This is a genomic window from Streptomyces sp. DH37, from assembly GCF_029813835.1.
In the GTDB taxonomy this organism is placed as follows: domain Bacteria; phylum Actinomycetota; class Actinomycetes; order Streptomycetales; family Streptomycetaceae; genus Streptomyces.
Genome location: NZ_JARVKV010000019.1, coordinates 39,580 through 52,764 on the forward strand (window position 1 = coordinate 39,580; position 13,185 = coordinate 52,764).

The 13,185-nt window shown below is 74.3% G+C and carries 12 protein-coding genes; 2 read left to right on the plus strand and 10 right to left on the minus strand.

Features of this window, described 5'->3' with window-relative positions:
- Positions 1 to 79: 79 nt before the first annotated feature.
- The 9 genes from QC029_RS12570 to QC029_RS12610 all read right to left on the minus strand — a co-directional run bounded on the left by QC029_RS12570 (position 80) and on the right by QC029_RS12610 (position 10,279).
- On the minus strand, positions 80 to 2,500 hold the full coding sequence (locus QC029_RS12570) for an FtsX-like permease family protein (RefSeq protein WP_336621582.1): 2,421 nt from the start codon (positions 2,498 to 2,500) through the stop codon (positions 80 to 82).
- Positions 2,497 to 3,183, minus strand: coding sequence for an ABC transporter ATP-binding protein (locus QC029_RS12575; RefSeq protein WP_279555693.1), 687 nt, complete (start codon positions 3,181 to 3,183; stop codon positions 2,497 to 2,499). Before QC029_RS12575 ends, QC029_RS12570 begins: the two co-directional genes overlap by 4 nt.
- Complete coding sequence (locus tag QC029_RS12580) at positions 3,180 to 3,704, minus strand: PadR family transcriptional regulator (protein ID WP_279555694.1); 525 nt, start codon at positions 3,702 to 3,704, stop codon at positions 3,180 to 3,182. The genes QC029_RS12575 and QC029_RS12580 overlap by 4 nt, the downstream gene beginning before the upstream one ends.
- Positions 3,705 to 3,806: 102 nt before the next feature.
- Positions 3,807 to 4,079, minus strand: coding sequence for a hypothetical protein (locus QC029_RS12585; RefSeq protein WP_279555695.1), 273 nt, complete (start codon positions 4,077 to 4,079; stop codon positions 3,807 to 3,809).
- Entirely contained in the window at positions 4,076 to 5,020 is a 945-nt protein-coding gene (locus tag QC029_RS12590; protein WP_279555696.1) for an SPFH domain-containing protein, read from the minus strand. The genes QC029_RS12585 and QC029_RS12590 overlap by 4 nt, the downstream gene beginning before the upstream one ends.
- Positions 5,021 to 5,162: 142 nt before the next feature.
- Positions 5,163 to 6,536: an AI-2E family transporter gene (locus QC029_RS12595; RefSeq protein WP_279555697.1), complete on the minus strand. Its 1,374-nt coding sequence runs from the start codon at positions 6,534 to 6,536 to the stop codon at positions 5,163 to 5,165.
- A gap of 214 nt (positions 6,537 to 6,750) precedes the next feature.
- Positions 6,751 to 7,452 (minus strand): transglycosylase SLT domain-containing protein, encoded by a 702-nt coding sequence (locus QC029_RS12600; RefSeq protein WP_279555698.1) that lies wholly within the window; start codon positions 7,450 to 7,452, stop codon positions 6,751 to 6,753.
- Positions 7,453 to 7,840: 388 nt separating this feature from the next.
- The gene (locus QC029_RS12605) at positions 7,841 to 9,175 is read right to left on the minus strand and encodes a PhoH family protein (RefSeq protein ID WP_279555699.1); all 1,335 of its coding nucleotides are present in this window, start codon (positions 9,173 to 9,175) and stop codon (positions 7,841 to 7,843) included.
- A 309-nt stretch (positions 9,176 to 9,484) separates the two neighbouring features.
- Entirely contained in the window at positions 9,485 to 10,279 is a 795-nt protein-coding gene (locus tag QC029_RS12610; protein ID WP_279555744.1) for an isoprenyl transferase, read from the minus strand.
- Between the two features lie 394 nt (positions 10,280 to 10,673).
- Here QC029_RS12610 and mgrA point away from each other — a divergent pair, with 394 nt between their 5' ends.
- On the plus strand, positions 10,674 to 11,717 hold the full coding sequence (gene mgrA / locus QC029_RS12615) for an L-glyceraldehyde 3-phosphate reductase (RefSeq protein WP_279555700.1): 1,044 nt from the start codon (positions 10,674 to 10,676) through the stop codon (positions 11,715 to 11,717).
- A gap of 177 nt (positions 11,718 to 11,894) precedes the next feature.
- On the opposite strand, the gene QC029_RS12620 is transcribed toward mgrA, so the two are convergent.
- Complete coding sequence (locus QC029_RS12620) at positions 11,895 to 12,677, minus strand: A24 family peptidase (protein ID WP_279555701.1); 783 nt, start codon at positions 12,675 to 12,677, stop codon at positions 11,895 to 11,897.
- A gap of 108 nt (positions 12,678 to 12,785) precedes the next feature.
- Here QC029_RS12620 and QC029_RS12625 point away from each other — a divergent pair, with 108 nt between their 5' ends.
- Entirely contained in the window at positions 12,786 to 13,166 is a 381-nt protein-coding gene (locus tag QC029_RS12625) for a DUF192 domain-containing protein (protein WP_279555702.1), read from the plus strand.
- The last annotated feature ends 19 nt before the right edge of the window (positions 13,167 to 13,185 follow it).

The window sequence follows — 13,185 nt, forward strand, 5'->3', positions numbered from 1 at the left end:
GCGTGCGGCGGGCTCGCGCCCGGTGCGCGGGGGCCCGGTGCGCGGGGGCCCGGTGCGCGGGGGCCCGGTGCGCGGGCGGTCACTCCGTGCGCAGCCCGTCCGGGCGCATCATCCGCCACAGCGGCGGCAGGCTGAGGACGGTCACCAGCAGGATCACCCCGGCGCCGATGCCCGTCATGGCGCCCAGGCTCGCCCAGTCGACGGCCACCGGGACGGAGACCAGCTTCAGCAGGACGGCGCCCAGCCCGATCCCGCCGAGGACCGACAGCGCCAGCCCCAGGGCCACGGGCAGCGCGGTCTGCCACAGCACCGACCAGCCCAGCGTGGAGCGCCGGGTCCCGAAGGCGACCAGCACCGACAGCAGCTTCCTGCGCTCGCGCAGCTGCTCCATCGTGGAGACGACCATGCTGGCGCCGATCAGCAGCATCACCCCGGCGGCCCCGGCGTACAGGGCCCGCTGGACGGCGAGGAACCGGTCCGACCGCTCCGTCCCGCTCAGGAGCATGACCTGGCTCTCGGGGGAGCCGGTCTCCACGGTGTTGCGGACGTGCTCGACCGCGTCGGGCACCGCGGGGTCGACCTTGACGGAGAGTTCGGCGCGGACCTGCGTCACCCGGGCGAGGTCGAGCGCCGCGGGCGTGGCGAGGACGCCCGAGGAGAACCGGCCCATGACGTCCTTCCGGGCCTCGACCACGGGGGCGTCGCGGGGAACGGACCAGGGCCGGGCCTCCCCCGTCCGCACGTACTCCTCCCTGTCCCGGGAGTAGATCGGGACGTTCAGGTCGAAGCGCGCGCCGGGGCGTGCGCCGGGCTCCTCCGCCCCCTCCGTGTCCGACGGTGCGACGAAGACGTCCCCGTCCTCGCAGGAGGCGAGGACGGCCACCTGTTCCAGGGTGGCGCAGTCGGCGACGGTGATCGACGTCCAGGCGGCGTCGCCGTTGGGGTCGGTCCCGGCCTCCGGGACGTACAGGGCGGCCGTGCCCAGCACCCGGCTCACACCGGGGGTCCGCTCCAGCCGCTCGGTCAGGCCGGCGACCTCCCGGCCGTCGCGCAGCTCCCGCATGACCATCAGGTCGGCGCGGGAGGTGTCGTGGCCGGTGGGCCGCGTGTAGTCGCCCTCGACGCCGCCGAACAGCATCTGGACGGCGATGGCCCCGGCGACCGCGACGGTGATGCCGCTGACCGCCCGGGCCCCGGAGCCGCTGTCGAGCTGGAGGCGCCGGACGGCGAGCTGGAAGGGCAGGGGGCCGCCGTGCATCCGGTTGACGACCCACTCGACCAGCCAGGGCAGCACGGCCGTGACACCGGCCAGCAGCAGCACGATGCCCACGGCGATGCGGTAGGTGTCGATCGTGCTCTGCGCGGCGTCGATCCCGCCGACCAGCGGCAGGAGCAGCACCAGCCCGATCCCGGGCGGCACCAGCCGCCACCACAGCCGGCGCCTGCGGACCCCCGCGTTGCGCACGACGCCGAGCGGTTCGATGGCCACCCCGCGCAGCGCGAGCAGGGCCACGGCGACGGCGGAGACGGGGACGGCCACCGCGATCAGCGCGATCAGCGCGACGCCGGGCCGGACGTCGGCGGGGAAGACGTTGACGTCGAGGAACTCCGTGCGCCCCGCGAGCCCACGCACCGGGAGGAACAGCGCGGCGCCGACGACGAGCCCGAGGAGGGCTCCGACCAGCGACTCACCGGCGGCGACGCGCCGGACCATCCGGCTGTCGGCGCCGACCAGGCGCAGCGCGGCCAGCCTGCGGTCGCGGCGTTCGCCGCCGAAGCGCACCGAGGTGGCGATGAACACCCAGACCGGGAACAGCAGCACCACGCAGACGACGACCACCAGCAGCAGCAGGACGGCGTCCATCGGCTCGGGCTCGGTGACCTTGTCGAACCGGTCGATCCGCGTCACGCTCTGCGGGAAGTGGGCGAGGGTGTCGCTGCCCGCCAGGAAGGTGAGCTCCAGCGGGCCGAGCAGGCCCTCGTCCCCGATGGTGCCCGTGATCCGGTGGGGGAGCCGCTCCTTGAGGAGCGCGCCCTCCGGGGACTCCAGCAACTCCTTCAGCGCGGGCGAGACGACCATCTCGCCGGGGCCGGGCAGCCGCTCCACGCCCGGCGGCTCCGGCGGGTCGTCCCCCTCGGGCTGGATGTACCGGCCGCGGACGCTCTCGCCGCGGAACTCGGTGTCGCCCGAGGTGTAGAGGGCGCTGCGGTCCGAGCGCTCGACGTGCTCGAATCCGTAGTTCTCCCGGGCGTCCCCGCGCGCGTCGCGCGCCCCCAGCATGTTCGGCACGGAGGCCGCGACCATCAGCACGGCGACGCCGAGGCCGACGCCGACGGCCGTGAGCACGGTGCGTATCCAGCTCTCGCGGCCCCCGGCGAGCGCGAAGCGGGCGCCCATCGCCAGGTCGGCCGCCCAGCGGGCCGCTCCCGTGGGACCGGCGGGTGGTGCGGGCTCCGGGACGGGGGGCGCCTGGGGCGCCCTGGAGTCCAGTGCGCTCACAGGGCGCCCGCCATGTCGCGCACCCGGCCGTCGCGGACGACGATCTCGCGGTCGGAGTACGCGGCGACCCGGGCCTCGTGGGTGACCAGGACGACGGCGGCGCTGGTGTCCCGTGCGGCGTCGGTCAGCAGCCGCATCACCCGCTCGCCGTTGAGGGAGTCCAGCGCGCCGGTGGGCTCGTCGGCGAAGACCACGCGCGGCCCGGTGACCAGGGACCGGGCGACGGCGACGCGCTGCCCCTGGCCGCCGGAGACCTGGCCGGGGCGGTGGTGGCGCACGTCGTCGACCTCCAGCCGCTCCAGCCACCGGACCGCCCTGGACTCGGCCTCCTTGCGGCCGACGCCGGTCAGCCGCAGCGGCAGGGCGACGTTCTCGGTGCAGGTCAGCTCCGGGACGAGCTGGCCGAACTGGAAGATGAAGCCGAACTCGGAGCGGCGCAGGGCGCTGCGCTCGGCGTCGGACATCGCCGACAGTTCGCGGCCGCGGTAGTGGACCGTGCCGGAGTCGGGCCGGATGATCCCGGCCAGGCAGTGCAGCAGGGTGGACTTGCCGGAGCCGGAGGGGCCCATCACGGCGACGACCTCTCCGGGGTGGACGGAGAAGTCGGCGCCGTCCAGGGCGGGCGTGGGGCCGTAGGACTTGTGCAGGCCGGTGGCGCTCAGCAGTGGGTCGGCGGTGGTCATCCGCGTACCTCCCGGGCGAGTTGGCCGAGGCGCGCGGCGGTCAGCTCCAGCCAGCGCAGATCGGCTTCGAGGTGGAACAGTGCGTGGTCGCAGATGAGCTGGTCGGCGAGATCGCCGCTCCTCTTGCGCTGGGTCAGCTCCCGCATCAGCCGCAGGTGCTCGGAGCGCTGGACGTCCAGCAGCTCCGCCGCGTCGCGTCCGGTCAGCAGCGCGAGGACGACCTTGGTGTAGAGGGTGGACTGGAGGTACGGCTCGGGTCTCTCGGGCCGGCCGAGCCAGTCGGCGACGTCGGTGATCCCGGCGTCGGTGATGGCGTAGCGCTTGCGCTCGGGGCCCTCGCCGGGCTCGACGCCCTCGACCTCCACCAGGCCGTTCTTCAGCAGCCGGGACATGGTCGAGTAGACCTGCCCGTAGTGCAGCGGGCGGTCGTGGCCGAAGCGCTCGTCGAAGGCGCGCTTGAGGTCGTAGCCGTGGCGGGATCCGGTCTCGAGGATCCCCAGCAGGGTGTGGCCGATGGACATGCCGATGACTGTACACCACGCGTATACACGCGATGTATACGCGCCGCGCATACGCTTTCCCGGCCGCCCCGGGCCCAGGGTCCCCGCCCCCGGGCCCGGGGGCTAGCCCTCCGAGCGGTCCTCCGAGCGCGGCGGGCGGCCCCGGCGCGGGTGGGGGCGGGCGTCCCCCGGCATGCGGCCCGCCTCGGTCAGCGCCCTGCGCAGCAGGTAGTCGATCTGGGCGTTGGTGCTGCGCAGTTCGTCCGCCGCCCACCTCGCGAGCGCGTCGTGGACGGCGGGGTCGAGCCGCAGCAGCACCTGCTTGCGCTCACGCCGGCGCCGCCCGTCCCGCTCGGGGCCGCCGCCTTGCGGCGGCCCCTCCGGCCGGGCGCTCACTGGTAGAGCGACCCGGTGTTGAGGACCGGCTGCGGGGAGCGGTCGCCGCAGAGCACCACCAGCAGGTTGCTCACCATGGCGGCCTTGCGCTCCTCGTCCAGCTCGACGAAGTCCTGGGCGGCGATCCGGGCGACGGCGTCCTCGACCATGCCGCAGGCCCCGTCCACGATCGTCCGGCGGGCGGCGACCACCGCGCCCGCCTGCTGGCGCTGGAGCATCGCGGCGGCGATCTCGGGCGCGTACGCCAGGTGGGTGAAGCGCGACTCGATGATCCGCACGCCCGCCGCCCGCACCCGGGCGGTCAGTTCGGCGGCGAGCTTCTCGGTGATCTCCTCGGCGTTGCCGCGCAGCGACAGGCCGTCCTCGTCGTGGGCGTCGTAGGGGTACTCGATGGCGATGTGCCGCACGGCGGCCTCGGTCTGGGTGGAGACGAACTCCAGGAAGTCGTCCACCTCGAAGGTGGCCTGCGCGGTGTCCTCGACCTGCCAGACGACGACGGCCGCCAGCTCGACCGGGTTGCCGTAGGCGTCGTTGACCTTCAGCACGGCCGTCTCGTGGTTGCGCACCCGGGTGGAGACCTTCTTGCGGGTGGTCAGCGGGTTGACCCAGCGCAGGCCGTCCTCGCGGACGGTGCCGGTGTAGCGCCCGAAGAGCTGGACGACCCGGGCCTCCCCCGGCGCGACCATGTTGAGGCCGGCCATCGCGAAGACCGAGCCGATCACCAGCAGCACCCCGGCCACGATCAGCGCCGCCCCGGCGCCGCCCGGCCCGCCGTCGGCGAGCCTCGCGCCTCCCACGACGGCGCCGGCCCCGGCCAGCAGCCCCAACAGGCCCAGCAGCAGGGCGAGTCCGCCCGAGACGGAGTGCGCGGGCTTCTCCCGCACCCGCGGGGCGGGCATCTCGGGAAGGTCCCTGGCGGGCGGTGCGGTCTCAACGGACATGGCTGTCCCCGTTTCCGTGAAGCGTTTCTCTAGCGAAGTGATATCACTTTATCTGACGGAGGGCCGCCGCGGAAGGGGCCGGGAACGCCCCGGGCCCCGCCGTACGGCGGGGCCCGGGGAGTAACGACGTGTCCGGGGCGGCCTACCGCCCCCCGTCCCGCGGGGGACTCGCGGAGGCCCCGCCCTCCCCCGGCTCCGGGGGCCGCGGGGTCTTGGGGGACCGGGGCGCCTCGGCGGCGGGCGGCGGCACGGCCGACGCCGGATCGGCGGCGCCCACGGGCACGACGTGGTCCGCCGCGTACGACCGCAGGGAGACGACGACGGACTTGAGCACCGCCACCAGCGGCACCGCCGTCACCGCGCCGGGGATGCCCGCGATGAGGCTGCCGCCGGTCACCGCCAGCACCACGCCGAGGGGGTGCACCCGCACCAGCCGGCCGAGGATGAGCGGCTGGAGCACATGCCCCTCCAACTGCTGCACGGCCAGCACGACCGCCAGCACGAGCAGCGCGGAGACCACGCCGTTGGCCACGAACGCCACGATGACCGCCAGCGCTCCGGAGACCACCGCACCGACGATGGGGATGAAGGAGAACAGGAAGATGAACACGGCCAGCGGCACGGCCATCGGGACGTCCAGGAAGTACAGCCCGACGCCGATGAAGAAGCCGTCGATGAAGGCCACCAGCACCGTGCCGCGCACATAGCTGGTGAGCGTCATCCACGCCCGGGGGCCGGCGCCCGCGACGGCGTCGCGGGCGGTGCGCGGCACGAGCTTCAGCGTCCACTCCCACACGTTCCGGCCGTCGTAGAGCAGGAAGATCGTCACGAACATCGCCAGCAGCGCCCCGGAGAAGAACTCCAGGACCACGGTCACGCCCTGCAGTCCCGCGCTGGTGATCTCCTGGGTGTTGCTGCCCAGCCAGTCGTTGATGGTGTCGGCGACGTTGTTGATCTGCGCCTCGGTGACGTGGAACGGGCTGTTGAGCAGCCAGGTCTTCAGCTCCTCGATGCCGTCCTGCACCTGCCGGGTGAGCCTGTCGATGTTCTCCAGCACCTGCCAGACCACGAACCAGCCCACCAGGCCCAGTGCCGCGACGCCCATGACGAAGGTGATCGCGGCGGCCAGACCGCGCCCCGTCCCCAGCCGCCGCAGCCGGGCGGCCGTCGGCTGGAGCAGCGCGGTCAGCAGCAGGCCGACGGTGAAGGAGAGGACGACCAGGCTGATGGCGCTGATCACCTTCATCAGGACGTAGATGACCCCGGCCAGGACCAGCAGCCGCCATCCGGCCTCGGCCGCCACCCGCACGCTCCACGGCACCATGGACGCGGGCGGGGGCGGCTCCGGCTGGGCGAGGGGGGCCGGGGCGCGGCCGCCGGGGCCCGGACCGGCGGACACGGAGGGCGGGGGCGGCACCGGCCCGGCGTCGTCCCGCTCCTCGGCGCGTGCCAGCCGCTCGGACAGCCGGGTGGCGGCACGCGACACCCCCGTCTTCAGACTCCGAAGTCTCGACATGCCGTTTCCTTCGCCCCCCAGTGTCCTGTTCGGCCGGACCCGGTGTGGGGTCCGCTCCGTCCCCGTCCGGCGGGTGCGCCGGACGGGCCCGTCCCATCGGGGGACGACGCTACCGGGATAAAGGGTTGCTTCTTTCGAGACGTGCCAAACCCCCCGCCCTGCGGGCGGGGGGCCGGAAACGCCGCCGGGGAGGCGGCGGCTCAGCGCGGAGGACTCAGTACCAGTGGTTGGCCTGCCAGAACTCCCAGGCGCCGCAGGGGCTGCCGTAGCGGTCGTTCATGTAGTTCAGGCCCCACTTGATCTGGGTGGCCGGGTTGGTCTGCCAGTCGGCTCCGGCCGAGGCCATCTTGGAGCCGGGCAGGGCCTGGACGAGGCCGTACGCGCCCGAGGAGGGGTTCTGGGCCTTGTAGTTCCAGCCGCTCTCGCGCTCGACGATGCTGGAGAAGCACTGGAACTGGCCGGCGCCCACGATCTGCTGGGCCATCGCCTTGACCTGGGCGACGGTGTAGGAGCTCTGCACCGCGAAGTCGGTGCGCTCCGCGGAGCGGCTGGCGGCCGCCTGCCTGGCGGCCTCCTCCCGCTCCTCCCGCTTCTTCGCCTCCTCGGCGGCCTTCTCCGCCGCCTCCCTCTTGGCCTGCGCGTCCTTGGCCGCCTGCTTGCGGGCGGCCTCCTCGGCGGCCTTCTTCGCCGCGGCGTCAGCGGCGGCGACGGCGTTGTCCGCCTGCTGTGTGAGGGAAGCGGTCTGGGCCTGCTGGCCTGCGGGTATGTCGGCGAGGAGCGTCGCGTCAGCGGCAGTGGCCTCGACCGGTTCGGTCGTTCCCTGCTCGCTGCCCGAGGCCACACCGACGACGGCGCCGACGGTGGTGACCGCGGTGGCGGACGCCACGGCGAACCCCCGGACCGAGATCCGAGTCACACGGTTTCCTTCCACACTGCCCGCTTAGGTGACCTCGCGGGCGCAATCGTGCCCCTGGCGCGGGCCTCCCTACGTGCTGGCCACGGGAGGCGCTGGCCCGGCCGGGCCCCTCCGTGAACGGAGGGTCCGCGTGGTGCTTCGGGCGGCATACGGCGCTGCTGTTGACTTGTGGGGGCCGCACCGGGTGGTGCGGCTGGTGCGGATGTGCCGTATGCGGGGCCTGACAGAACCCACACCCTGCCGGAGACGGAACGGCGGATGCAATTCTGTGACGCGTGGGAAAGCTCACACCACGCTTGGCGCTCGGATCGGACGGAAAAGGGCGCGCGAACGGCCCCGCACGGCTACGCTGCTGCGTTTCGCCGCGCGGGGCCGTTCGTCAACCGGTTTAAATCCGGCCCTCCTCCAGCATCTCGGTCACCAGCGCCGCGATCGGCGACCGCTCGGACCGGGTGAGGGTGATGTGCGCGAAGAGCGGGTGGCCCTTGAGCCGCTCGACCACGGCGGCCACCCCGTCGTACCGCCCCACCCGCAGGTTGTCGCGCTGAGCGACGTCGTGGGTGAGGACGACCCGCGAGCTCTGCCCGATCCGCGAGAGGACCGTCAGCAGGACGTTGCGCTCCAGCGACTGGGCCTCGTCGACGATCACGAACGCGTCGTGCAGGGAGCGGCCCCGGATGTGCGTGAGCGGCAGCACCTCCAGCATGCCGCGGGCCACGACCTCCTCGATCACCTCACGCGTCGTCACCGCCGAGAGGGTGTCGAAGACCGCCTGCGCCCAGGGGTTCATCTTCTCGTCGGCGGTGCCCGGCAGGTAGCCCAGGTCCTGGCCGCCGACCGCGTACAGCGGCCGGAACACCATCACCTTGCTGTGCTGCCGCTTCTCCAGCACGGCCTCCAGACCGGCGCACAGCGCCAGCGCGGACTTGCCGGTGCCGGCCCGGCCGCCCATCGAGACGATGCCGACCTCCGGGTCGAGCAGCAGGTCCAGCGCGATGCGCTGCTCGGCGCTGCGCCCGTGGATGCCGAACGCCTCGCGGTCCCCGCGCACCAGCCTGATCCGCCCGTCGGGCGTGACCCTGCCCAGGGCCCTGCCCCGCTCCGACTGCAGGACCAGACCGGTGTGCACGGGCAGCTCGGCGGCCTCGGGCACGTGGACGCTCTCGGCCGCGAACAGCTCGTCCACGTCCTCGGCCGCCAGGGTCAGCTCGGTCATCCCCGTCCAGCCGGACTCGGTGACGGCCAGCTCGGCCCGGTACTCCTCGGCCAGGAGCCCGACGGACGACGCCTTGATGCGCAGCGGCAGGTCCTTGGAGACGACGGTGACGTCGTGCCCCTCGGCCTGGAGGTTCCTGGCCACCGCGAGGATGCGCGAGTCGTTGTCGATCGGTCTGCCGTGGTCGCCGCGCATGGTGGAGGGGAGGACGGCCGGGTCGGAGTGGTTCAGCTCGACCCGGAGCGTGCCGCCCAGTTCGCCGACCGGGATCGGCGCGTCCAGCCGGCCGTGCAGTACGCGGTACTCGTCCAGCCGTCTGAGGGCCTGGCGGGCGAAGTAGCCCAGCTCCGGGTGGTGGCGCTTGTCCTCCAACTCCGTGACCACGACCACCGGAAGCACGACCTCGTGCTCGTCGAAGCGGGTCATGGCCGCCGGGTCGGCGAGCAGGACGCTGGTGTCGATGACGTAGGTGCGCCGGTCGTCTCGGCGCTTGGTGCTGGTGACCACGGATGGACCTACCCCCTCGGAAGAGGTCGGGGTGCGACGGCGTCGCGGGGGATGAGGCCGGGCTCCGGCCCCCGTGCACGGGCCGGGCACCGGCCCTCCGCGCCTTCCGTGCGTCTGCCCGCACGGTCGTCCGTGGTGTGCAAAGGGCCTCCCGGGGCCGCCTCCCTGTTGCCGGGAGCCGGCCTGGAGGGGATATTCCCTGTCCGCGCCGCCGCCATGCCATGGCATATGCCTACGGTGCGATGAACGGCGGACGACCCCGGCGGAACGCGGCCCCGGCCGCGGGAGGGACCCCGCCGCCGGGGGCCGTCAGGTCCCGTAGCGGCGGTGGCGGGCCGCGTAGTCGCGCAGGGCGCGCAGGAAGTCCACCTTCCGGAACGCCGGCCAGAACACGTCGCAGAAGTAGTACTCGGAGTGGGCGCTCTGCCAGAGCATGAAGCCCGACAGCCGCTGCTCGCCGCTGGTGCGGATCACCAGGTCCGGGTCGGGCTGCCCGCGCGTGTACAGGTGCTCCGCGATGTCCTCCAGGGCGAGGCCCTCCGCCAGCTCCTCCAGGGTCGCGCCCCGCGCGGCCCGGTCGGCGAGCAGGGAGCGCACCGCGTCCACGATCTCCTGCCGGCCGCCGTAGCCGACGGCGACGTTGACGAGTATCCCCGGGTTGCCCCGGGTGCTCTCCTCCGCCTCCTTCAGCACGCGCTGGGTGTGGTCGGGCAGCAGGTCCGGCGTGCCGACGTGGTGCACGCGCCAGCGGCCGTCCGCGGCCAGGGAGCGCACCGCGTCCTCGATGATGCCCAGCAGCGGCTTCAGCTCACCGGCGGGCCGGCTGAGGTTGTCCGTGGACAGCAGCCACAGGGTGACCACCTCCACGTCCGTCTCGGCGCACCAGCCCAGCAGCTCGCGGATCTTCTCGGCCCCGGCCTGATGGCCCTGCTCGGTCGTGCCGCCGGAGGCCCGCGCCCAGCGGCGGTTGCCGTCGAGGATGACGCCGATGTGCTTGGGCACCTGCTCGTGGTCGAGACGCCCCTCCACCCGGTGGGCGTAGAGCCTGTAGACCAGCCGGCGCAGCCACCGGGGATACCGGGTGCGTCCCCCGGAAGATTGCATCATCGGTTTGTTCAGCCCCTCCATGCAGGTCCCGAGCGCCGGGCCCTGTCCGGTCGATCTCCGTGGATCAGCCCGCGACGTCCGGCGCCCCGGGCCCCTCCACCGCGGGCGGGAAGGCGCCGCGGAACGGTGGGGCACTCCCCCGGCTCCGCCGCGGCCGCTCCCGCCCGGACGGATCCGGGGAAGGGGCCTGGGGGAGACCGCAGCTCGTGCTCGACCGTACCCGCGCGGCACCGCGCGGGCCCCGGCCGGGGCCCTCGGGCCGCGCGTCGGAGCGGGCCGCGGGTCCCGGAGACCGGACGGGCAGGCCCTCAGCACCTTACTGCGCGTCCGTACGGCCGCACGAGCCGGGAATGTCACAGAACGGCGATAAGACAGTGATAGGGAGGAGCCCATGAACGACGCACTCCCCCACCTCGCCGACGGGTCCCGCTACGACACCATGCGGTACCGCCGCACCGGCCGCAGCGGGCTGCTCCTCCCGGAGATCTCGCTGGGCCTGTGGCACAACTTCGGCGACGACCGGGCGCTGGAGACGCAGCGCGCGATCCTGCGCCGCGCCTTCGACCTGGGCGTCACCCACTTCGACCTGGCCAACAACTACGGCCCGCCGCCCGGCGCCGCCGAGGCCAACTTCGGCCGCCTGCTCGCCCGGGACTTCCGCCCGTACCGCGACGAGCTGGTGATCTCCACCAAGGCGGGCTACCTGATGCACCCCGGCCCGTACGGCGAGTGGGGCTCGCGCAAGTACCTGCTGTCCTCCCTGGACGCCTCGCTGCGGCGGATGGGGCTGGACCACGTCGACGTCTTCTACTCGCACCGCTACGACCCCGAGACGCCGCTGGAGGAGACGATGGGCGCGCTGGCGTCCGCCGTCCACCAGGGCAAGGCGCTGTACGTCGGCGTCTCCTCCTACAGCGCGCGGCGCACCCGCGAGGCGGCGCGGATCCTGCGCGGGATGGGGGTGCGGCCGCTGATCCACCAGCCGTCCTACTCCATGATCAACCGCTGGACGGAGGACGACCGCCTGCTGGACGCCCTGGAGGCCGAGGGCATGGGCTGCATCTCCTTCGCCCCGCTGGCCCAGGGGCTGCTCACCGACAAGTACCTGGGCGGCGTCCCGGAGGGCTCCCGCGCCGCCCGGGGCACCTCCCTGGACCCGGCCCTGCTCACCGAGGAGGTGGTCGGACGGCTGCGCAACCTCAACGCCATCGCCGGGCGCCGCGGCCAGACCCTGGCCCAGCTCGCGCTGAGCTGGGTGCTGCGGGATCCGCGGATGACCTCGGCTCTGGTCGGCGCGAGCAGCGTGGCGCAGCTGGAGGCGAACGTGGCGGCGGTGCGGAGTCCGGCGCTGACCGACGAGGAGCTGGCGGAGATCGACACCTACGCCGTCTCGGCGCCCGGCGCGAACATCTGGGCCCTCAGCAGCGAGAGCTAGCGGGAGCGGGGACCCCGGCGGGGCGGGGGCGGGGCGGGCGCGGGCGCGGCGGGCGCGGCGGGCGCGGCGGGGGGGGAAGAGAAGCGGGCCGGTCCGTGGGGGGGATACGGACCGGCCCGAGGGGGGGTTTCCACCATAGCCCCTGCGGCGGCCTCGGCGGCGCACCGGCGGCCCGGTTCACACGGCCGGTCCACCCAGGAGCAGTCCCACGAGGGCGCCCGCCACCATGAACGGCCCGAACGGCATGGCCTCCTTGCGGCCCGCCCCCCGCACCGCGACCAGCGACAACCCGTAGACCGCGCCCAGCGCGAAGCCCGCGAAGGCCCCGGCCAGGAGCGTTCCCCAGCCGTACCACCCAAGGACTACCCCCAGGGGGAGCGCCAGCTTGACGTCGCCGAAGCCCATGCCGCGCGGATTGACCAGGAACAGCACGAGGTACGCCCCGCCGAGCACCACGCCGCCCAGCAGGGCCCGGGGCCAGCTGCCCCCCGCGCCGGGCAGCAGCGCGGCGACGCCGAGCAGGGCGGCGCTGCCCGCCGCGAGCGGCAGGGTGACGACGTCCGGCAGCCGGCGGACGCTGCGGTCCACGACCGCCAGCAGCACCGCGAACGGCGCCAGCAGCAGCCACACCCCCAGCTCCGGGCGCGCCCCGACGGCCGCGGCGACCAGCGCGCACACCACCGCCGTGACCGCGACCGGCGCCGCGGCGCCCGGCCCGTACGTGCCGGACGCGTCGTACGTCCCGGGAGTTCCGGGCTTCCGGGGCTCCCCGCACCCTCGGCACTCCCGGCACTCCCGGCAGCGGGCGAGCCCGACCCACCCCGGCAGCGGGTGCCCGCCGGGGCACTCGGCGCGCCAGGGTGTCCCGGGTCCGACGGCGAGCCGGTAGGCGGCACGCGGTACGAGCAGCCCGGCGGCGGCGCCGTAGACGGCGGCGAGAGCGATCAGCGTGAGGCGCACGCGGTGAGCGTACGGCGTGCGGGCCGGGCGGGCACGGGCCTGTGGACGGCGTCAGGGCGCCCTCCTCCCCCGGTTCCTCTGGTAGAACGGCGCTGTGGAGGGGGTGCCATGGGCCGCTGGCGGAACGGGACGGGGACGCTGTCCGTCGAGGGGGGCGCGACCGGCGTGCCGCTGGAGGTCGCCGCGTCCCGCCGCGCCCGCGTACGCGGTCTGCTGGGGCGCGACGGGATCGACGGGGCGCTCCTGCTGACCCCGGCCGGCGGCGTGCACACCTTCCGGATGCGCTTCGCGATCGACGTCGCCTACCTCGACCGCCGTCTGACCGTCCTGTCCGTACGGACGATGCGGCCCGGCCGCCTCGGCGCCCCGCGCCCGCGCGCCCGCCACGTCCTGGAGGCGGAGGCGGGCGCCATGGCGCGCTGGGGGCTGCGGCCGGGGGTGCGGGTCGTACCGGACGTGCCGGGGGCGCCGGACGTGCCGGGGGCCTGACCGCCGGGCCGGCGGCCGG